This window comes from Kushneria avicenniae (assembly GCF_900112585.1).
Classification (GTDB): Bacteria; Pseudomonadota; Gammaproteobacteria; order Pseudomonadales; family Halomonadaceae; genus Kushneria; species Kushneria avicenniae.
Genome location: NZ_FOLY01000009.1, coordinates 26,303 through 48,078 on the forward strand (window position 1 = coordinate 26,303; position 21,776 = coordinate 48,078).

18 protein-coding genes are annotated in these 21,776 nt (G+C 61.1%); 6 read left to right on the plus strand and 12 right to left on the minus strand.

Translation table 11 applies throughout. From position 1 onward, the window contains the following. Nucleotides 1-88 precede the first annotated feature (88 nt). The 4 genes from glmM to rlmE form a co-directional block, all read right to left on the minus strand. Nucleotides 89-1,450 (minus strand): phosphoglucosamine mutase, encoded by a 1,362-nt coding sequence (gene glmM / locus BM079_RS15820; RefSeq protein ID WP_090136054.1) that lies wholly within the window; start codon nt 1,448-1,450, stop codon nt 89-91. A 2-nt stretch (nt 1,451-1,452) separates the two neighbouring features. Next, on the minus strand, nt 1,453-2,307 hold the full coding sequence (gene folP / locus BM079_RS15825; protein WP_245743196.1) for a dihydropteroate synthase: 855 nt from the start codon (nt 2,305-2,307) through the stop codon (nt 1,453-1,455). A gap of 94 nt (nt 2,308-2,401) precedes the next feature. Continuing rightward, nucleotides 2,402-4,378, minus strand: coding sequence for an ATP-dependent zinc metalloprotease FtsH (gene ftsH, locus BM079_RS15830; protein WP_090136056.1), 1,977 nt, complete (start codon nt 4,376-4,378; stop codon nt 2,402-2,404). An 87-nt stretch (nt 4,379-4,465) separates the two neighbouring features. Beyond that, entirely contained in the window at nt 4,466-5,113 is a 648-nt protein-coding gene (gene rlmE, locus BM079_RS15835) for a 23S rRNA (uridine(2552)-2'-O)-methyltransferase RlmE (RefSeq protein ID WP_281243973.1), read from the minus strand. A gap of 158 nt (nt 5,114-5,271) precedes the next feature. On the opposite strand from rlmE, the gene yhbY reads away from it, so the two are divergent. Then, a complete protein-coding gene (yhbY, locus tag BM079_RS15840) occupies nt 5,272-5,583 on the plus strand; it encodes a ribosome assembly RNA-binding protein YhbY (RefSeq protein ID WP_090136060.1) in 312 nt (103 codons plus the stop codon). A gap of 96 nt (nt 5,584-5,679) precedes the next feature. On the opposite strand, the gene greA is transcribed toward yhbY, so the two are convergent. The 4 genes from greA to dapB form a co-directional block, all read right to left on the minus strand. Continuing rightward, on the minus strand, nt 5,680-6,162 hold the full coding sequence (gene greA, locus BM079_RS15845; protein WP_090136062.1) for a transcription elongation factor GreA: 483 nt from the start codon (nt 6,160-6,162) through the stop codon (nt 5,680-5,682). After that, nucleotides 6,159-9,389, minus strand: coding sequence for a carbamoyl-phosphate synthase large subunit (gene carB, locus BM079_RS15850; protein WP_090136064.1), 3,231 nt, complete (start codon nt 9,387-9,389; stop codon nt 6,159-6,161). The genes greA and carB overlap by 4 nt, the downstream gene beginning before the upstream one ends. A gap of 85 nt (nt 9,390-9,474) precedes the next feature. Next, a complete protein-coding gene (carA, locus tag BM079_RS15855; protein ID WP_175489735.1) occupies nt 9,475-10,629 on the minus strand; it encodes a glutamine-hydrolyzing carbamoyl-phosphate synthase small subunit in 1,155 nt (384 codons plus the stop codon). A gap of 297 nt (nt 10,630-10,926) precedes the next feature. Further along, nucleotides 10,927-11,733, minus strand: coding sequence for a 4-hydroxy-tetrahydrodipicolinate reductase (gene dapB / locus BM079_RS15860; RefSeq protein ID WP_090136070.1), 807 nt, complete (start codon nt 11,731-11,733; stop codon nt 10,927-10,929). Nucleotides 11,734-11,824: 91 nt separating this feature from the next. Here dapB and BM079_RS15865 point away from each other — a divergent pair, with 91 nt between their 5' ends. After that, complete coding sequence (locus BM079_RS15865) at nt 11,825-12,808, plus strand: esterase-like activity of phytase family protein (RefSeq protein WP_175489736.1); 984 nt, start codon at nt 11,825-11,827, stop codon at nt 12,806-12,808. A gap of 21 nt (nt 12,809-12,829) precedes the next feature. On the opposite strand, the gene BM079_RS15870 is transcribed toward BM079_RS15865, so the two are convergent. Then, a complete protein-coding gene (locus tag BM079_RS15870; RefSeq protein WP_090136073.1) occupies nt 12,830-13,912 on the minus strand; it encodes a substrate-binding domain-containing protein in 1,083 nt (360 codons plus the stop codon). 145 nt (nt 13,913-14,057) lie between these two features. Between BM079_RS15870 and BM079_RS15875 the strand changes: the two genes are divergently transcribed. From BM079_RS15875 to BM079_RS15890, 4 genes are all read left to right on the plus strand, one after another. After that, nucleotides 14,058-14,564, plus strand: a complete 507-nt coding sequence (locus tag BM079_RS15875) for a formate dehydrogenase subunit gamma (RefSeq protein ID WP_090136076.1) — start codon at nt 14,058-14,060, stop codon at nt 14,562-14,564. Next, the gene (locus BM079_RS15880) at nt 14,564-16,132 is read left to right on the plus strand and encodes a formate dehydrogenase beta subunit (protein WP_090136078.1); all 1,569 of its coding nucleotides are present in this window, start codon (nt 14,564-14,566) and stop codon (nt 16,130-16,132) included. The genes BM079_RS15875 and BM079_RS15880 overlap by 1 nt, the downstream gene beginning before the upstream one ends. A 104-nt stretch (nt 16,133-16,236) precedes the next feature. Next, on the plus strand, nt 16,237-19,071 hold the full coding sequence (gene fdhF, locus BM079_RS15885) for a formate dehydrogenase subunit alpha (protein ID WP_380059419.1): 2,835 nt from the start codon (nt 16,237-16,239) through the stop codon (nt 19,069-19,071). Nucleotides 19,072-19,111: 40 nt separating this feature from the next. Further along, a complete protein-coding gene (locus tag BM079_RS15890) occupies nt 19,112-19,375 on the plus strand; it encodes a formate dehydrogenase subunit delta (RefSeq protein WP_090136082.1) in 264 nt (87 codons plus the stop codon). Nucleotides 19,376-19,557: 182 nt separating this feature from the next. Here the strand turns inward: BM079_RS15890 and BM079_RS15895 are convergent, their stop codons facing one another. The 3 genes from BM079_RS15895 to dnaJ all read right to left on the minus strand — a co-directional run bounded on the left by BM079_RS15895 (nt 19,558) and on the right by dnaJ (nt 21,733). Further along, nucleotides 19,558-19,968 carry a septal ring lytic transglycosylase RlpA family protein gene (locus tag BM079_RS15895; RefSeq protein ID WP_090136084.1) on the minus strand — a complete coding sequence of 137 codons (411 nt, stop codon included), beginning with the start codon at nt 19,966-19,968 and terminating at the stop codon, nt 19,558-19,560. 78 nt (nt 19,969-20,046) lie between these two features. Continuing rightward, nucleotides 20,047-20,451 (minus strand): Ohr family peroxiredoxin, encoded by a 405-nt coding sequence (locus tag BM079_RS15900; RefSeq protein WP_090136086.1) that lies wholly within the window; start codon nt 20,449-20,451, stop codon nt 20,047-20,049. A gap of 130 nt (nt 20,452-20,581) precedes the next feature. Continuing rightward, nucleotides 20,582-21,733 carry a molecular chaperone DnaJ gene (gene dnaJ / locus BM079_RS15905; RefSeq protein WP_090136088.1) on the minus strand — a complete coding sequence of 384 codons (1,152 nt, stop codon included), beginning with the start codon at nt 21,731-21,733 and terminating at the stop codon, nt 20,582-20,584. Between the last annotated feature and the right edge of the window lie 43 nt (nt 21,734-21,776).

Genomic DNA, 21,776 nt, shown 5'->3' on the forward strand with positions numbered 1-21,776 from the left:
CGAGAACAGGACAGTTTTGGTAGACGCCTCCGCAAGGAGGGCGATGGTAATGGAGCGATGGCGTGAACACAACCACGCCTCGCTGTCTTCAATCCCGGACAGCCGACATGCCCTGTTCGATTTCATCGGCGATCCTTTGTGCCAGTGCCTGAACATCAAAGCGTGGACGCCCTTCCACCATGACGCGAATCAGAGGCTCCGTACCTGACGGTCTTAAAAGGACGCGCCCGGATTCTCCCAGCGTCTGCTCGACCTCCCTGACGGCACTCACGACCGGCGCACTCTCCATCAGCGCGGCCTTGTCGATACCGGGCACCAGACGAACATTGACCAGTGCCTGAGGCGCTTTTTCCATCCCTTCCAGCAGCTGCTCGAGGCTTCGCTCCTCGATCACCATGGTCGCCAGCACCTGAAGCGCAGAAACAATGCCGTCTCCAGTGGTCTGGGCATGGCCACACAGGATATGACCCGACGACTCCCCGCCCAGTTGCCAGTCACGTGCCAGCATCTGCTCGATAACGTAGCGATCACCGACCCTGGCGCGCTCGAAGGGAATCCCCAGCTCTTCCAGCGCCGATGCCAGTCCGAAATTACTCATCAGCGTACCCACGACACCACCGCCCAGCACGCCACGGCGCTGACGGTCACGGGCAATGATATAAAGGATGTCATCGCCATCCACGATGCGACCGGAGTGATCCACCATGATCACACGATCACCATCACCATCAAAGGCAATCCCCAGATCGGCACCGGTCTCGAGCACCTTGTCGCGCATGGTTTCAGGATGGGTAGATCCGACCTGCTGATTGATATTGAGCCCATCCGGCGTTACGCCCAGCGCAATGACCTCGGCACCCAGCTCACGAAAGACGTTGGGCGCAATGTGATAGGTCGCCCCATTGGCGCAGTCGATCACGATTTTCAGACCGTGCAGGCCGAAGCGATTGGGCACGGTCGACTTGCAGAATTCGATATAGCGCCCGGCCGCATCCTCGATGCGCACGGCCTTGCCCAGCCTGTCAGGTCCCACTGTTTCCTGCAGCCCCTCCAGCTCACGCTCGATCTCGTCTTCGAGCGCATCAGGAAGCTTGGTACCATGCTGAGAGAAAAACTTGATGCCGTTATCCTGATAGGGATTGTGCGAGGCGCTGATGACCACGCCTGCACTGGCGCGCAATGTGCTCGTCAGATAGGCAATTCCCGGCGTCGGCATGGGTCCGAGCAGCGCCACATCTACCCCGGCGGCCGAAAAGCCGGCTTCCAGTGCAGACTCGAACATATAGCCGGAGATACGGGTATCCTTGCCGATCAGCACGCGGGCGCGACGGTTCTGCCGCGCGAAGACACGTCCGGCGGCCCACCCCAGACGCAGCATGAAATCTGCCGTGATGGGCGCCTGCCCCACCGTGCCGCGAATCCCGTCCGTACCGAAATATTGTCTTGCCATTGCTATTTGCCTTCCTTGAGTACTGCACGTGTCATGCCAACGGCATCCGCACTGGCAGCGACATCATGTGTTCTGATAATCCAGGCGCCCTTGCTGACAGCCAGACTGGTCAGCGCCAGCCCGCCATAGAGACGCTCATCAACCTCGCGCGACAGCGCACGACCGATCATTCCCTTGCGAGAAGTGCCCACCAGCATGGGGTAACCCAGACGCTGGAGATACTCTAGGCGATTCATCAGACGCAGGTTGTGCGCAAGCGTCTTTGCAAAACCAAACCCCGGATCAACCAGCAGTCGCTCGGCAGCAATGCCTGCGTTGCGACAGCGCGTGATCTGCTGCTCCAGAAAGATCACCACCTCTTCCTCGATGGGGCGCTCGTAACATGGGTCATTTTGCATGTTATCGGGCTCACCCACCATATGCATGAGACAGATGGGCAGCCCCGAAGCGGCCGCCGCCTCGAGCGCGCCCGGGCGTCTCAACGAGCGAACATCGTTGATCATGCCGGCACCTGCTGCGGCAACTGCCGTCATGACCTCCGCAGCGCTGGTGTCCACCGACACCAACGCCCCCAGCTCGCAGGTCAGTCGCTCGACAATCGGCACCACGCGATCCAGCTCCTGCTGCACGCCTACCGCCGCAGCTCCGGGCCGCGTGGATTCGCCGCCGACATCAATAATGCTGGCACCTTCCCGAAGCATCTCCTCAGCACGACGCAGTGCCGCATCACCGACGGCATGCCTGCCGCCATCAGAGAAGGAATCCGGAGTAACATTGAGAATACCCATGACGTGGGGCTCATTCAGTGACAGCCGGTGGCGTTTGCTGCACGCCATGGCATTGGCTGCATTCGGCATGGTGACTCCTGAAACCTGAGGTGGCGACCTGCGTTGTAATCGGCGGACATAAAAAAACCGCCCCGAAGGGCGGTCATGATACGCAAAACATCAGTCAATGTCCGGAGGAGCCACCCAGCGGGTCCGAAGGCCGACGCCGGGTATCGTCATCGGTATTGTCACCTTCCGGCTCATCGACCGGCCGAACATCCGAAGGACTATTGTCGGCAACGCCCAGACCGCCGCTCGGGCCGCTGCCACCCGGCTCCTTCGGCGGCCGCGGATCACGTCCCTCCATGATATCGCTGATCTGATCGACATCGATGGTTTCATACTTGATCAGCGCCTCGGTCATCGCATCCAGCTTGTCGCGATTATCGTGCAGAATCTGCTCGGCCTGCTTGTAGCATTCATCAATGATGCGACGAATTTCGCGGTCCAGTCTCGAAGAGGTTTCTGCCGAGCTGAACTTGCTGCTACCGCCGCCCGGCCCTCCCAGGAACTGGTGCGACTCATCCTCGTCGTACATCAGCGGACCCATTTCCTGCGACAGGCCCCACTTGGCCACCATGTTATGGGCAAGCTCCGTGGCCCGCTTGATATCGTTGGAGGCACCGGTAGTGACACCGTTTGGCCCCAGCGTCATTTCCTCGGCAATACGGCCACCGAACAGCGAGCAGATCTGGCTGATGATCTGCTGTCGCGTGTAGCTGTAGCGATCTTCATTGGGCAGGAACATGGTGACGCCCAGTGCCCGCCCGCGCGGAATGATGGTGACCTTGTAGACCGGATCATGTTCCGGCATGAGAAGACCGATGATGGCATGACCCGACTCGTGATAGGCAGTATTGCGCTTTTCCTTTTCGGACATAACCATCGAGCGCTTTTCAGCCCCCATCATGATCTTGTCCTTGGCCATTTCAAGCTCGGCCATACCGATCAGACGACGGTTCTTGCGTGCAGCAAAGAGCGCTGCCTCATTGACCACGTTGGCAAGCTCGGCCCCCGAGAAGCCCGGCGTTCCCCGCGCAATCATCTCGGGCTTGACGTCGTCTGCCAGCGGCACCTTGCGAAGATGCACACCAAGAATGTGCTCACGCCCACGAATGTCGGGCAGGCCAACGGTCACCTGACGGTCGAATCGGCCCGGACGCAGCAGTGCAGGGTCAAGTACGTCGGGACGGTTGGTCGCGGCAATCACGATAATGCCTTCATTGGCCTCGAAGCCGTCCATCTCGACCAGCAGCTGGTTCAGGGTCTGCTCGCGCTCGTCGTGACCACCGCCCATTCCGGAGCCGCGTGAACGGCCGACAGCATCGATCTCATCGATGAAAATGATGCAGGGTGCCTGCTTCTTGGCCTGTTCGAACATGTCACGGACACGAGAGGCGCCCACACCCACGAACATTTCAACGAAGTCGGAACCGGAGATGGTGAAAAAGGGCACTCTGGCTTCACCGGCGATCGCCTTGGCCAGCAGTGTCTTGCCGGTACCCGGCGGCCCCACCATCAAAACACCGCGGGGAATCTGGCCCCCAAGACGCTGAAACTTGGAGGGATCCTTGAGAAAGTCGACCAGCTCTTCGACTTCTTCCTTGGCCTCATCACAGCCGGCAACATCCTTGAAAGTCGTCTTGACCTGCTCATGAGAAAGCAGTTTGGCCTTGGACTTGCCAAAGCTCATCGGCCCACCCTTGCCGGAGCCGCCGCCCTGCATCTGGCGCATGAAAAACAGAAAGATGCCCAGAATCAGCAGAATGGGAAAACTGGCAATCAAAAGCCGTGACCAGATGCTCTGCTGGTCGGGCTCCTTGCCGATCACCGTCACGTTGTTACTGAGCAGATCATCCATCAGACGCGGATCTTCAGCAGAAGGCCTGATGGTCTGGAAGCTGGAACCGTCATCGCGCTCACCACGGATGTCGTAACCGTCAATGGTGACTTGACGAATCTGGTTGTTTTGCACCTGTTCAACGAACTGGGAATAGTTCATCGCCTGCGGCGAATTATCGACGCTGAAGTTGTTGAAGACCGTCAGCAGGACCGCTGCGATAATCAACCAAAGGATCAGATTCTTGGCCATGTCGTTCAAGGGGACACCCTCACTACGTGATTCTGCCTGCCAGGCGTGGCCCGGTATGTGTCGAATAGCTTGGGGCGCGGCCTGTTGATTACAAGCTCAAGCGCGAAAACCGCGACCCAGCAGATATACTTCTCGCGACCTCGGGCGAGAGGCCTCGGGTTTACGAGTAACCACCTTATCGAACCGGAGACGCATTTCCTTTAGATACTGATCAAAACCCTCTCCCTGGAAGATCTTGGTCAGAAAATCGCCGCCCGGCATCAGCACCTGCTGCGCCATGTCGAGCGCGAGCTCTACAAGATACATGGCTCCGGGCTGGTCGATGGCCATCTGCCCGCTCATGTTGGGCGCCATGTCCGATAGCACCACGTTGACCGGTCGGTCGCCGAGCGCCTCGAGCATAGCATGCAGCGTCTGCTCTTCAGTAAAGTCACCCTGAATGAAATCCACCCCCGCGATGGCGTCCATTTCGAGAATGTCGGTGGCAATGACTCGACCGTGATCCCCCACACGGGCCATGGCGACCTGACTCCACCCACCGGGCGCAGCCCCCAGATCCACCACGCTCATCCCCGGTGCAAACAGACGATCACGATCATCAATCTCGAGCAGCTTGTAACTGGCACGGGAGCGATAGCCATCGGACCAGCTGCGCTTTACCCAGACATCATCGAAATGTTCCTTCATCCAGCCATTGTCGGCTGAAGCCTTTTTGCCGGCAGACGGCTTTCTGGCGCGTGTCACATTAACGTCCGAAAAGAGGAATTGCCGTGCTACTGCGATCAGACACCACCGTGCCAGCAGGAACAGGCGCCCAACGTGATACAACCGTTGGCACCACTGCCGCTGTGTGGAGTAAGATGAGCGCACATGAAAAAGGGATCGAGAGTTTTCAACATATCATGAGCCTTACAGCGGCACAAAAGAAAACCCTGCGCAGCGTCGGCCACATCCTCGACCCGGTTGTCCGGATCGGTGACAAGGGCCTGACCGAGGGCGTCATGGGTGAGCTTGAGCGAGCACTTGCCGACCACGAGCTGATCAAGATCAGCATCGCCGGCGCTGACCGCGACGAGCGCACCCACATCATCAATCACCTGCTCGAGCAGTCCGGCGCCGAGCTGGTTCAAAGCATCGGCAAGACCGCCCTTCTGTATCGTCACAACCCGAAGGCGGACCCCAGACTTTCCAACGTGGCACGCTATACTCAGTGACCATCACGTCCGGCACCTGATCAGACAGGGCCATCCGGATGCAAAAGCCCCCGACAGTGTCGGGGGCTTTTTTATGGTAACAACCGACACGCTGGATCAGGCAATATGCTCAACGCTGTCGATTTCGTATTCCACGTCACCACCCGGCGTGCGTACATTGACGACATCACCTTCGGATTTTCCCACCAGCGCACGGGCAATGGGCGAATTGACCGAGATCTTGCCGCCCTTGATGTCGGCTTCATCCTCACCCACGATGCGATAGGCGACTTCCTCGTCGGTATCGAGATTCAAGAGCCTGACCGTAGTGCCAAAGATCACCTTGCCGGTATGCGGCACCTTTGTGACATCAATGACCTGTGAATTGGACAGGCGCGACTCGATTTCCTGAATGCGACCTTCGATGAACCCCTGCTGCTCACGCGCAGCATGATACTCCGCATTCTCCTTGAGATCGCCGTGCTCGCGTGCCTCGGCAATGTCTGCAATCACGCGCGGGCGATCAACGCCCTTGAGCTGGTTAAGCTCTTCACGCAGGGCCTGTTCGCCCTGCACCGTCATCGGAACCCTGGTGGTCATGCCGTTACACTCGTATGGAGTTCCTGAAGTCGCCGCACGGTAATCTCGTTACCATACTCAAGCGCCATGCACACGGCGCGCGCCCCTGCCAGAGTGGTGGCATAAGGCACCTTGTGTGACAGCGCCGAACGACGAATCATGGAAGAATCGTTAATGGCCTGCCGCCCCTCGGTCGTATTGACGATGTAGGCAACCTCATCGTTTTTGATCATGTCGACAATATGGGGACGGCCTTCAAACACCTTGTTGACCGGCTCGACCGGCAGACCGGCAGCTTCGAGCGCCTGTGCCGTACCGTGCGTGGCGATCAGTGTGAAGCCCAATGTTAACAGAGAACGGGCAACGTCAATAACGCCCTCCTTGTCGGGATCACGAACCGACAGGAACGCCCGGCGGTCGCCACTGAGCGCCGGAATGGCTTCCCCTGCCCCCAGCTGCGCCTTGTAGAAGGCCTCGGCAAAGGTCGTTCCGGTCCCCATGACCTCGCCGGTCGACTTCATTTCCGGTGTCAGGATCGGATCCACGCCCGGGAACTTGTTGAACGGGAAGACCGCTTCCTTGACGCTGTAAAAGTCCGGAATGTGCTCGCGAGTAAACTCGAGCTCATCGAGTGTTTTGCCGGCCATGACGCGCGCGGCCAGCTGCGCCAGCGAACGACCGATACATTTCGAGACAAACGGCACGGTCCGCGACGCGCGCGGGTTGACCTCGATCACGTACACCTCGCCATCCTGCCAGGCCAGCTGAACGTTCATCAGACCCACCACGTTGAGCTCCAGCGCCATGCGCTGTACCTGATCACGCATGCGATCCTGAACCTCGGCCGGCAGCGAATAGGGCGGCAGCGAGCAGGCCGAGTCACCGGAGTGCACGCCAGCCTGCTCGATATGCTGCATGATGCCGCCGATCACGACTTTTTTGCCATCGCTGATCGCATCGATGTCCACCTCGATGGCGGCATTCAGGAAGTGATCCAGCAGCACCGGCGAATCGTTGGAAACCTTGACCGCATGGGTCATGTAGTTCTCGAGCTCGTCGGCCGAGTAAACAATCTCCATGGCACGCCCGCCCAGTACATAGGAGGGACGTACCACCAGCGGATAGCCGATCCGGGCTGCCTTGACGAAAGCCTCATCGAAGCTGCGAGCCGTGGCATTGTTGGGCTGCTTGAGACCGAGCTTGTCGATCATCTGCTGGAAGCGCTCGCGGTCCTCGGCGCGGTCGATGGCATCCGGCGTCGTGCCGATGATGGGCACGCCTGCCGCTTCGAGATCACGCGCCAGCTTCAGCGGCGTCTGCCCCCCGAACTGGACGATGACGCCCGCCGGCTTTTCCGTTTCGACAATTGCCAGCACGTCCTCGAGCGTTACCGGCTCGAAATAGAGGCGATCGGAAGTGTCATAGTCGGTCGACACGGTTTCCGGATTGCAGTTGACCATGATGGTTTCATAGCCATCTTCACGCATGGCAAGCGCGGCATGAACGCAGCAGTAGTCAAACTCGATGCCCTGGCCAATCCGGTTGGGACCGCCGCCCAGCACCATGATCTTCTGCCGATCGCTGGGGTCGGCCTCGCACTCTTCCTCATAGGTGGAGTACATATAGGCCGTCGAGGTCGGAAATTCAGCGGCGCAGGTATCGACCCGCTTGAAGACCGGGCGCACATCCAGCGACTGACGACGCTCACGAAACGCCTTCTCGCTGACGCCGATCAGACGGGCCAGACGCGCATCGCCAAAGCCGCGACGCTTGTAGAAATAGACCTGCTTGCGGCTGAGATCGCCCAGAGAGGCCTTGGCAATCTGGCTTTCCAGAACGATCAGCTCCTGAATCTGAATCAGGAACCAGCGATCGATTTTGGTGAAGTTGAAGACTTCATCCAGCGAATGGCCGGCCCGGAAAGCGTCGGCCACGTAGAAGATGCGATCGGCACCCGGACGCTGCAGCTCGCCCTGCATCAGCTGACGCGACGCCTCGTCGAAGTTCGCAAGTTTCGGATCGAGCCCGTCAACGCCGATTTCGAGTCCCCGCAGCGCTTTCTGCAGCGATTCCTGGAAGGTACGGCCGATGGCCATGACCTCACCCACCGACTTCATCTGGGTCGTCAGGCGATCATTGGCCTGCGGAAACTTCTCGAAGGTAAAGCGCGGAATCTTGGTGACCACATAGTCGATGGCAGGCTCGAAGGAAGCAGGGGTGGCGCCGCCGGTGACCTCGTTTTGCAGCTCATCGAGGGTGTACCCTACCGCCAGCTTGGCGGCGACCTTGGCAATCGGGAAGCCGGTGGCCTTAGAGGCCAGTGCCGACGAGCGCGATACGCGCGGGTTCATCTCGATGACCACCATGCGCCCGGTGTCCGGATCGACACCGAACTGTACGTTGGAACCGCCGGTCTCGACGCCGATCTCGCGCAGCACCGCAAGCGATGCGTTACGCATGATCTGGTATTCCTTGTCGGTCAGCGTCTGGGCCGGGGCCACGGTGATGGAATCACCGGTATGCACGCCCATCGGATCGAAGTTCTCGATGGCGCAGACAATGATGCAGTTGTCCTGTTTATCGCGCACCACCTCCATCTCGTACTCTTTCCAGCCCAACAGCGACTCGTCGATCAGAAGCTCATGGTTGGACGAGAGTTCAAAACCGCGATGGCAGATTTCTTCAAACTCTTCGCGGTTATAGGCTACGCCGCCGCCGGAGCCGCCCATGGTATAGGACGGGCGAATAATGCAGGGGAAGCCCAGCTCGCCCTGAATCTCCCATGCTTCTTCCATTGAATGCGCGACCTTGGCCTTCGGGCACTCAAGGCCGATGTTTTTCATCGCCTTGTCAAAGAGGTCACGGTCCTCGGCCTTCTCGATGGTCTGGGCATTGGCACCGATCAGCTCGACCCCGAACTCGTCGAGAATGCCGCGACGGTCCAGCTCGAGGGCGCAGTTCAGCGCGGTCTGGCCGCCCATGGTCGGCAGTACCGCATCCGGGCGCTCGCGCTCGATGATGCGCGCCACGGCCTCCCAGGTGACCGGCTCGATGTAAGTGGCATCGGCCATGACCGGGTCGGTCATGATGGTGGCCGGGTTGGAGTTCACCAGGATGACCCGGTACCCCTCCTCGCGCAACGCCTTGCAGGCCTGGGCGCCGGAGTAGTCGAACTCACAGGCCTGGCCGATAACGATGGGGCCGGCGCCAATGATCAGAATGCTTTTCAGGTCGGTACGTTTTGGCATGACGATTTCACTGCGTCGAAAAATGGGATGCGGACAAGTCGAATACGAGGGCAAGCCGGTCGCCGCTGGCGGCGACCGGATCGAGTCAGGCCGGCTGGCGGCGTTTCTCCATCATGGCCACGAAGCGATCAAACAGCGGTGAAACATCATGTGGCCCGGGACTGGCTTCCGGATGGCCCTGAAAGCTGAAGGCCGGCGTATCGGTCAATTCAATGCCCTGCAGGGTATTGTCAAACAGCGACCGGTGCGTCGCGCGAATATTGGCCGGAAGCGACGCCTCGTCAACGGCAAACCCGTGGTTCTGGCTGGTGATCATGACATGGCCACGATCGATATCCAGCACCGGATGGTTGGCGCCGTGGTGGCCCTGCTTCATCTTGACGGTGGTCGCACCGCCGGCCAGCGCCAGCAGTTGATGGCCCAGGCAGATACCAAAGACCGGCGTGCCGGTGGCCAGAATCTCCCGGATGGCCTTGATGGCGTAGTCACAGGGTTCGGGGTCGCCCGGCCCGTTGGCCAGGAAAACGCCATCGGGATTCATCGCCAGCACGTCACTGGCAGGCGTCTGGGGCGGCACCACGGTCAGACGACAGCCGCGGCTGGTCAGCATGCGAAAGATGTTGTGCTTGGTGCCAAAGTCATAGGCCACCACGTGCCACGGACGCTCGCGCTGGCGAAAGTCGGCGTAGCCCTGGCCGAGCTGCCATTCACCGTCGTCCCACTCATGGATCTCACGGGTGCCGGCTTCACGCGCCAGGTCCATGCCCTTGAGGCCGGGAAACTCACGAGCACCCGCCAGCGCACGCGCCACGGCCTCATCGCCCTGAGCCTGCGCCCCGGCAACGATGGCACCGTTTTGCGCGCCCTTGTCACGCAAAAGGCGTGTCAGACGGCGCGTATCGATATCGGCGATCCCCAGAATGCCATGGGCGGCCAGATAATCATCAAGGGCACGGACGCTGCGGAAGTTGCTGACCAGGCGCGGCAGATCGCGGATGACCAGGCCGGCGGCATGAATGCGATGGGATTCGACATCTTCTTCGTTGATGCCGGTATTGCCGATATGGGGATAGGTGAGCGTGACAATCTGGCGAGAATAGGAAGGGTCAGTCAGGATCTCCTGGTAGCCTGTCATGGCCGTATTGAAGACCACCTCGCCACTGGTTTCTCCGTCGGCGCCAATGGAGACACCGTGAAATACGCTGCCATCCTCGAGCGCCAGAATCGCGGGTTTGATCAATGCAACGTCCTCCACAGGGCAAAAGAAACTGTCAGCGAAAGCGACATACCACAACGCTGAACGCAAAACCGGCCGTCTGGCGACCCCGTTGACCATGCCCCTTCGCACGCCATGACAAAAAGCGCGAGCGCGGGCTGTAAAAAAGCGGGACGAAACCCCGAAGGGTTTCATCCCGCTTTTGTTATCGCCATGGTCTGCGGGTTCGACCCGGCCAAATTGCGCCGATAATATCGGATTTCATCGGCGCGTGCCATCACGCGATGACCATCGGTGGTCGATACCGTCGACAGGTGCTGTCTACCTGAGCCCCAGCACGTCCTGCATGTCGTACTGTCCGACGCTCTGATCCATCAGCCAGTGCGCCGCACGGACCGCGCCACGACCGAAGGTCAGCCGGCTCGAGGCCTTGTGGGTAATCTCGATGCGTTCGCCTTCGGCAGCAAACAGCACCGTATGCTCACCCACGATGTCGCCTGCCCGCACGGTGGCAAAACCGATTTCGCTGGCACTGCGGGGACCGACCTGGCCGACACGCTGATATACCCCGTCCGTTTTCAGATCACGGCCCAGCGGCTCGGCCACGGCGCGCCCCATCATCAGCGCGGTACCGGACGGTGCGTCCACCTTGTGACGGTGATGGGCCTCGATGATCTCGATGTCAAAGCCGGCATCCCCCAGCGCCCGTGCTGCCGTAGCCAGCAGGTTGAGCGACAGATTGACCCCGGTACTCATGTTGGCGGCGAACACAAAGGGCACGCTCAAAGCGTAGCCCTCCAGCGTCTTCAACTGCTCGTCATCAAATCCGGTGGTGCCGATCACGATGCGCTTGCCGTGTTCGGCACATACGGCCAGATTGTCGAGCGTCAGGGCCGGCGTCGTGAAATCGATCAGGACGTCGAAGTCGTCAACGATCTCTTCGAGCCGACCGGAAAGCCGGACCCCCAGCCGCCCCTGACCGGCCAGCTCTCCGGCATCGGCGCCGATCAGCGAACTGTCGGGGCGAACCACGGCACCGGTCAGCCGGGCACGGTCATCTCCCTGAACCGCCTCGATCAGCATTTTCCCCATGCGCCCTGCGGCCCCCATGATGGCAATTCGTGTCACGCATCCTCCTGCCCGTTGGTTCATGATCGTGCTTGATGCCTATTCCATGCGTGCCACTATAACGCATCCTCGCTTGCGATCGGACGACCCCATGACCCTCAGGCCTCTTCAACAGATCCTCGTCACGACAACGCTGGCGCTGTGCCTGACGCTGCTGCCCGGCTGTACCCGAGCCGGCATTGTCGACCCCGGCGGCCCACCTGGAGGATCGCATCCGGAACGGCTTGACTGGTGCGGCATGCTGGAACTGCCGGATCGCATGCCCGACGGCCAGCCACTGGGCGGACTTTCGGAGCTGGCCTTTGATCCGGACAGCAATCTGCTGTACATGCTCTCCGATCGCGCCCGGCTCTATCGCGCCCGACCCCACTTCGATGACCATCAGCAGCTGAGTCGCCTCGAGCTGCTGGATTCGACGCCCCTGCGCGATCACGAAGGTCGACCGCTCAAGATGCCCCGGGCCGACAGCGAATCGATGGCGCTGGTCCGGAACGAACACGGCAACCGCCAGTTGCTGATCGGCTTTGAGCGTCAGCATCGCCTGCAGCGTTTCACGCTCGACGGCACGCCGCTGGGCGAGGCCATTCGCCCGGCGGCGCTGGAAGGCGCGCAGTACAACGGCAGTCTGGAAGCGCTGGTCAATCATCCTGTCCACGGCATCATCGCCGGGCTGGAATTTGCTTCAAGCGGCATGGCCTCCAGCGAAAGTCGTCTGTTCGATCTGGAAGGCCACCAGTGGCGCTGGCAGCGGGCCGGGGACAATAGCGGCCTCACCGCCATAGCCCCGCTGGATGATGATCTCCTGCTGCTGGAGCGTAATTTCAGGGTCGGCAGGCCGCTGCTCATCTCGCTGCGCCGCGCACGTATTACCGGTGCCCCTGACAATAGCGTCATCCCCGGTAACACGATCGCCCGTCTGGTCAGCGACGAAGGCTGGCGGCTGGATAACTTCGAGGGTCTGACCCGTATTGCCCCGCGGCGCTACCTGATGATCAGCGATGACAATTTCAGCTGGCTGCAGCGCTCGCTGCTGGGATGCTTCGAGGTGCCCGACAGCACAGATCCCGGTTCGTGAGAGACCATTGCCATGGCAGTGTCACTCAAGGGCCGAGACGTTTTCCGCCAGCAGCGCCTCGAAGGTCGTGATGTCGCCACAGTGATCCGGTGCGTAGCCGTCGAGCGCGTTCACTCCCGCCAGAAATTCCTGCGAGCTCATATAGGCGATCAGCGCCTGCAGATTGTCCTGCGCCAGACGATCCCGATGACAGATCAATAGATAGTGCTCGGTAGCCAGGGGCACAAACCCGAGCCCGAACCGGGCCGCCGCCGCCTCGACCCCGAAGCCCGCGTCAGCCATGCCGGCTGCAATATAGGCCGCCACCGCCGTGTGCGTGAACTCTTCATGCTGCGCGCCGTGCAGCTCGGCCCCCGCAATCTGATGCCTGTGCCGCAGCAGATCAAACAGCATGCGGGTGCCGGAGCGCTCGTTGCGATTTATGAACCGGACATCACTGCGCGTCAGATCGCTCATGCCGCGCACCCGCTCGGCGTCCTCACGGCGCAGCATCAGACCCTGACGCCTTGTCACGAAGCGAATGACGGCCAGTTCCTGTGATACCAGCCAGGGGCGATAAAACGCCATCACCTCCTCTGCAAGCTCCGCGTCCCCGGGGACATGAAAGCTGGCCAGATCGCATTCGTCACGGCGCAATGCCTCGAGCGCCTCAATGGAGGAGCAGTAGCGCAGATCCAGATCCCCCGGAAACTCCGGCAGCATCGATACGGCATAGCCATGACTGGCGTGCAGCCGCAGTACCGGGTGGGCGCCTGACAGCAGCTGCTGAAGCTGATGGTTGAGCTCGGAAGCCATGCTGTCGATCTGGGGCCCCAGTCGCGCCCTGACCCGCTGATCCGCCCACAGGAGCTTCTCCCCGAGCGGTGACAGCCGCGTGCCATGCCCCCGACGCATCTCCACCAGCGCCATGCCGAAAAAGGCCTCGGCCCGATTGAGCAGATTCCAGGCATGGCGATAGGAGATGTTCGCCTCGCTGGCGGCATGGGTCAGCTTGCCGGTTTCGCGCAGGCCCGCCAGCAGCACGAAAAGCACCGGGTCCAGCAGCTCGCCATCATCGCGATAAAAACGCCAGGACGGAACGATGTTCAACTTTGTGCTAAGCATTTTCGTTCATATTTTGCAGCCGTATGGAGAGTGCTAATTTGGTCGCGAACGTGACCCTGACTTAAAGCAGTTATGAACAACGATTCCTATAAGACGATCGGATGAGCGCTGCTGCTCTAATCCTCCGACCTGATGAGATCCGGCAATGTCACAGATTCATTCTCCCATCGCCGACGCCTGGACGCCGGCGCAGCTACAGGCTGTCATCGATGCCCATCGCCTGATGCCGGGCGCCATGCTGCCGACGCTGCACGCCATCCAGGATCGTTTCGGCTATATCCCCGACGCCGCAGTCCCCATGATCGCCGAGGCCCTGCGCCATACCCGCGCCGAAGTGCACGGCATCATCAGCTTCTATCACCATTTTCGCACCCATCCGCCGGGCCGCAACGTGATCCAGATCTGTCGCGCCGAGGCGTGTCAATCGGTGGGCAGCCGTCAACTCGAGGCACATGCCAGACAGCGGCTGGGCATCGACTATCACCAGACCACGCCGGATCACGAGTACACGCTCGAGCCGGTCTACTGTCTGGGCAACTGCGCCTGCGGTCCTTCCGTGCGCGTCAATGATGACGTGATGGGCCGCATGACACCCGAGCAGTTTGATGAACTGACCGATGAGCTGTCGGCGACCGTCGTGGAGGTGAAGTGATGGCGATAACCGTTTATGTCCCCCGGGACACCACCGCGCTGGCGCTGGGTGCCGACCGGGTCGCGACCCGTCTCGAGCGCGGCGCCAGGGCGCGCAACATCGATATCAATATCGTGCGCAACGGCTCGCGCGGGCTTTTTTATCTGGAGCCGCTGGTCGAGATCGAGACACCCGAAGGGCGTCTCGCTTATGGCCCGGTCACTCCGAAAGACGTCGACAGCCTTATCGAGGCCGGCCTGTTAGAGGCGCGTCAGGACCATCCGCTGGCGCTGGGTTTGACCGAGGAGATCGACTATCTCAAGCGCCAGCAGCGCCTGACCTTCTCGCGTATCGGCATCACCGACCCGGTGTCGATTGAAGACTACACCACGCTGCGTGGCTTTGAAGGCCTGAAAAAGACGCTGGCGCTGGACAGCCAGGCCGTCGTCGATGAAGTCAAGACCTCCGGACTGCGTGGCCGCGGCGGCGCGGCCTTTCCGACCGGCATCAAGTGGCAGACCGTGCATGACCAGCCACCGGGGCAGAAATATGTGGTCTGCAACGCCGATGAGGGCGACTCCGGCACCTTTGCCGACCGGCTGGTAATGGAGTGCGATCCCTATCTGCTGATCGAGGGCATGACCATTGCCGGTCTCGCCGTCGGCGCCGAGCAGGGCTATATCTATCTGCGCTCCGAATATCCGCTGGCACACGCCATTCTCGACAACGCCATCGAGCGCGCCGTGGCGGCCGGCTATCTCGGTGACAACATTCTCGGCAGCGACCGCGCCTTCCATCTGGAGGTGCGTCTCGGCGCCGGCGCCTACATCTGCGGTGAGGAAACCTCGCTGCTGGAGAGCCTCGAGGGCAAACGCGGCCTGGTTCGTGCCAAGCCGCCGCTGCCCGCCATCGAAGGGCTGTTCGGGCGCCCCACTGTGGTCAATAACGTGCTGTCGCTGGCAGCCATCCCCTTCATCATGGATCAGGGCGGGCAGACCTACGCCGATTATGGCATGGGCCGTTCACGTGGCACGCTGGCCATTCAGCTGGCGGGCAACGTTCAGCGTGGCGGGCTGGTAGAGCTGGCTTTCGGCACCAGTCTGCGCGAACTGATGGAAGGCTTTGGCGGTGGCACCCACAGCGGCCGACCGCTCAAGGCGGTACAGGTCGGCGGCCCGCTGGGCGCCTATCTGCCCGAAAGCCAGTGGGACAACCCGGTCGATTACGAAGGCTTTGCCGCCTTTGGTGGCGTGGTGGGCCACGGCGGCGTGGTGATGTTTGATGACAGCATCGACATGGGCGATCAGGCCCGCTTTGCCATGGAGTTCTGCAGCGTTGAGTCCTGCGGCAAATGCACGCCGTGTCGCATTGGTGCGGTGCGCGGTGTGGAAGTGATCGATCGCATTCGTGCCGGCGACGCAGCGGAGAAGAATCTCGTCCTGCTCACCGAGCTCTGCGAGACCATGGTCGATGGCTCCCTGTGTGCCATGGGCGGCATGGCGCCATTCCCGGTCCAGAGCGTCCTGCAGCACTTCCCTGATGATCTGACACCTCGACAGGCCGTAATGGCAGGAGGTACAACATGCTGAACTACTTCGATCCCCAACAGCCGAATGCCCAATCCTTCAATGCAGGCCTGGGCGGCGTCGGTGAGTATCAGAACACCTTCAATCCGGCCTTTTTCGACCGCGACATGGGCACGCCGGCGCGCACGTCGGAAACCCCGGTCGAGCTGACCATCGACGGCACCGCGATTCGCGTACCGGCCGGCACCTCCGTCATGCGCGCGGCGGCGCTGGCCGGCATCACCATTCCACGCCTGTGTGCCTCGGACAATCTCGAAGCGTTCGGCTCCTGCCGACTCTGCGCCGTCGAGATCGAGGGTCGACGCGGCATGCCGGCCTCATGCACCACGCCGGTCACCGAAGGTATGGCGGTGACAACGCAGAACGCGAAAATCGCAAAGCTGCGCCGCAATATCATGGAGCTCTACATCTCCGATCACCCGCTGGACTGTCTGACCTGCCCGGCCAACGGTGACTGCGAGCTGCAGGACATGGCCGGCGTCGTGGGCCTTCGCGAGGTGCGCTACGGCTATGAAGGTGCCAATCACCTTGACGCCGAGATCGACGACTCCAACCCCTATTTCAGCTTTGACCCCAGCAAGTGCATCGTCTGCTCGCGCTGCGTGCGCGCCTGCGGCGAAGTACAGGGCACCTTTGCCCTGACCATCGAAGGACGCGGCTTCGACTCCAAAGTGGCCGCCAGCCAGAATGAACCCTTCATGGATTCCGAATGCGTCTCCTGTGGCGCCTGTGTTCAGGCCTGCCCCACCTCGACGCTGATGGAAAAGAGCGTCATCGAAGAAGGCGTGCCGGAGCACAGCGTCGTGACCACCTGTGCCTACTGTGGCGTGGGCTGCTCATTCGAGGCACAGATGAAGGGTGACAAGGTGGTACGCATGGTGCCGTACAAGGGCGGCGATGCGAACCACGGCCACTCCTGTGTCAAGGGGCGCTTCGCCTTTGGTTACGCTACGCACAAGGATCGTATTCGCGAACCGATGATTCGCGATTCGATCGACCAGCCCTGGCGCGCCGTCTCCTGGGAAGAGGCCATCAGCTTTGCCGCCCGCCGTCTCAAGGAGATTCAGACGCAGTACGGACGTGAAAGCGTTGGCGGCATTACCTCGTCGCGCTGCACCAACGAAGAGACCTACCTGGTCCAGAAACTGATCCGCGCAGCGTTTGGCAATAACAACACCGATACCTGTGCCCGGGTCTGCCACTCTCCCACCGGTTACGGCCTCAAGACCACGCTGGGCGAGTCTGCCGGTACCCAGACCTTCGACTCGGTCATGAAGGCGGACACTATTCTTGTGATCGGCGCCAACCCGACCGATGCGCACCCGGTCTTTGCCTCGCAGATGAAGCGTCGTCTGCGCCAGGGCGCCACCCTGATCGTGGCCGACCCACGTCGGATCGATCTTTTGAAGACGCCTCACGGCGGCGAAGGCATGCACCTGGCGCTCAAGCCGGGCACCAACGTGGCGCTGGTCAATGCGCTTGGCCATGTGGTGGTGACCGAAGGGCTGGAGGATACCGATTTCGTCGCCCGTCGCTGCGAGACCGAGGCCTACCAGCGCTGGCGCGAGTTCATCAGTGATGCTCGCCACGCACCGGAAGCTGTGGAAAGCGAAACCGGCGTATCCGCCGATCAGGTACGACGGGCGGCGCGCGCCTACGCCACCGCCGGCAACGGCGCCATCTACTACGGCCTGGGCGTGACCGAGCACAGTCAGGGCTCCACCACGGTCATGGCGATTGCCAACCTGGCGATGGCGACCGGCAACATCGGCCGCGAAGGCGTGGGCGTCAACCCGCTGCGCGGTCAGAACAACGTACAGGGTTCCTGCGACATGGGCTCGTTCCCGCACGAGCTGCCGGGCTATCAGCACGTGGCCGATCCGGAGATCCGCCAGCGTTTTGAAGCCGTGTGGAAGGCTACCCTCGATGACGAGCCGGGACTTCGCATTCCCAACATGTTCGATGCCGCCATCCACGGCACCTTCAAGGCGCTTTACGTGCAGGGCGAGGATATCGCGCAGTCTGATCCCAACACCCAGCACGTCGAGTCGGCCCTATCGGCGCTGGACTGCCTGATCGTGCAGGACATTTTCCTTAACGAAACGGCCAAATACGCCCACGTGCTGCTGCCGGGCGCCACCTTCCTTGAGAAGAACGGCACCTTCACCAACGCCGAGCGTCGCATCAACCGCGTGCGCAGGGTCATGCCGCCGGTGGCCGGCAAGGAGGACTGGGAAATCACCCAGGACCTGGCCAACGCGCTGGGTTATCCCATGCATTACAGCCATCCGTCCGAGATCATGGACGAGATCGCGACCCTTGCACCGACCTTCACCGGGGTGAGCTACGACAAGCTTGAGCGGCTGGGCAGCATCCAGTGGCCCTGCAACGATGACTTCCCGCTTGGCACCCCGACCATGCATGGGGTGGATTTCCCGATCGGCAAGGGACACTTCGCCATTACCGAGTACGTGGCGACCGAGGAGCGGGTCAATCCGCGCTATCCGCTGCTGCTGACTACGGGGCGCATTCTCAGCCAGTACAACGTGGGTGCCCAGACCCGACGCACCGACAACAGTGCCTGGCACTCGGAAGACGTGCTGGAGATTCACCCGACGGATGCCGAAGATCGCGGGCTCAACGATGGCGACTGGCTCGGCATTCGCAGCCGCGTCGGGCATACGGTACTGCGCTGTCGCATCAGTGACCGTATGGCACCGGGCGTGGTCTACACCACCTTCCACCACCCGGGCAGCGGTGCCAACGTGATCACGACCGACAATTCCGACTGGGCCACCAACTGTCCGGAATACAAGGTGACGGCAGTGCAGGTCGAGAAGGTCTCGCAGCCATCGTCATGGCAGCAGCAGTTCCAGCGCTTCGACGAGCGCCAGCAGCGCTATCTGGCCAGTGCCGATGAACCGGAGCCGGCGCTCAAGTGAGCGCCGGAGGTCCTGCCCCTATCTGGAGAGCGGAATTGACATGAACGATCCCATTACACCGCTGATCAAAATGGTCAACCAGATCAGCGCCAACAATCGCCATCATGACAGCGATGAGGCGGCCGCCGAACAGATTGCCGGCCATCTCAAGAAGTTCTGGGCCCGCGACATGAAACGCCAGATCATCGACTATGCTGACCAGGACGGCAGCGAACTCGATCCCGTTTCAAGGCAGGCCGTCGCGCGATTGAAGACCATGTCAGGTGTGGTCAGGGACTGGGAGGAGACCTCCGACGCGGGCTAGCCGCAGTAGCACAAGTTCTCTCATCACCCTATCGATGGCCCCGTCTGCCCCTGCAGCCGGGGCCATTTTTCTTCAGCAACTCTGAAATTCACAGGGTTCATGAAGGCATGAACACGCATCGTGGTCACTTCCGAGCTTCTGCGCGATGTCTATCAGGTCGAGAGGTACGCCGAGCGTTCAAGCTACTTCAGCACCTCGACCCTGACCGGTGCCACGCCGCTACGGATCATGCCGATACGGTCAGCCGCTGCGCGGGACAGATCGATGATACGACCTCCGGAGAAAGGGCCGCGATCGTTGATGCGTACCACCGCCTGGCGCTGATTGTTCAGATTGGTGACCCTCACCCGGGTGCCGAAGGCAAGCGTTCGATGAGCAGCTGTCATGGCATTCTTGTTGTATCGCTCACCGCTGGCGGTACGCGCGCCCTGATGTCGATCGCTGTACCAGGACGCCTCTCCCGACGAGGTGGCGCCCGGCGTATCGGACAGCTGGTGACCGGCGCAGCCACTCAGTGCCAGCAGACACAGCAGCGCTGCCAGACACTGCCCCCTGTTTGACCGGCCCGCGGCCGGCTTTGCCTTTATCGACATGAGCTCGTGCTCTCCATAAAAAAACGCCCCGCAGTCTATCAAAGCTGCGGGGCGTTTTTTACGAGGCATCTTTGCGGGTTATTGCCCCTTCACTTCAATATCGACCTGAATGTTGCCGCGCGTGGCCTTGGAGTACGGGCACATTTCATGGGCCTGGGCAATCAGTTTTTCCGCTTCTTCCTGAGGCAGGTCCACTTTCGCCGTCAATTTGACCACCAGATTGTAATCATGGTTTTCCGAATCCAGCGCCACATGAGCGGCCACCGGAATATCATCAAGCTTGTGACCCTGCTGACGCGCCACGCCCATGGCCGCGCTGGCAAAGCAGGCGGCATAGCCGGCGGCAAAGAGCTGCTCGGGATTGGTCGCGTCCGCGCCGCTGCCCGGCATGGCAAGATCGACATCAAGAATGCCATCATCGCTTCTGGCATGTCCCTTGCGGCCGCCGGAAACATTGACGGTGGTTTCATACATGACTGCCATGATGCTCTCCCTGTGTTGAAAACCTGATGCAAGCGTAGCTGATCACAATTCGAGACGCCTGCTCTGCAGACGGGCATCAAAAAACCCTGCCGATCGGATCGGCAGGGTTCTGGTATCGACTCAGGCGCGCCTACGGGCGCATGTCATCGAAAAACTTTTTCACGCCGTCGAACCAGCGGCTTTTACGTGGCGAATGGCGCGTATCCGTGCCGTCCAGACTTTCCTGGAACTGACGCAGCAGCTGCTTTTGCTCTTCATCGAGATTGACCGGCGTTTCCAGTACCACCTTGCACATCAGATCGCCCGGTGCGCCGCCGCGAACCGGCTTGACGCCCTTGCCGCGCAGGCGGAAGAGCTTGCCGGTCTGGGTCTCGGGCGGAATACGCAGCTTGACGCGACCTTCCAGTGTCGGTACTTCCAGCTCGCCGCCGAGCGTGGCATCCACAAAGTTGATCGGAACTTCGCAGTAAAGATCACGTCCGTCGCGCTCGAAGATGTCATGCGCCTTGATGGCCACCTGCACGTACAGATCGCCTGCCGGGCCGCCGTTGACGCCGGCTTCCCCTTCACCATTGAGGCGAATGCGATCACCGGTATCGACACCGGCCGGAATCTTGACCGACAGGGTGCGCGTTTCCTGAACGCGTCCTTCGCCCTGGCACTTGCGGCACGGTGTGTCGACGCTCTGCCCCTGACCATGACAGGTCGGGCAGGGCTGCTGCACGGCAAAGAAGCCCTGCTGCATACGAACCTGCCCCATTCCATTACAGGTCGAGCAGGTACGCTTGCTGGTCCCGGGTTCGGCGCAGTCGCCGTGGCAGCGATCGCACTCGACCAGACGCGGCACGCGGATATCGACAGTGGTGCCGGCCACAGCCTCCTCGAGATCGATCTCGAGGTTATAGCGCAGATCGCTGCCACGGGCGGCACCGCCCGGCCCGCGACGTCCGCCGGCACCCCCGAAGATATCGCCGAAGACGTCACCGAAGATATCGCTGAAGCCGCCCGCGCCACCGGCACCGCCAAAGCCGCCACCGCCGAAACCGCCGCCCTGACCGTCTACGCCGGCATGACCGAACTGGTCATAGGCCGCCCGCTTGTCGCTGTCGGCCAGCACTTCGTAGGCGTCAGAGACCTCGCGGAATTTTTCGGCAGCCGTATCATCATCCGGGTTGCGGTCGGGATGGTACTTCTGCGCCAGTCGGCGATAGGCCTTCTTGATTTCGCGGTCGTCAGCGCCGCGTTCGACGCCGAGGACCTCATAGTAGTCACGCTTGGACATGGTGTAACGGATCCTCCGAAGTCTGACACCTGCAAAAACAACG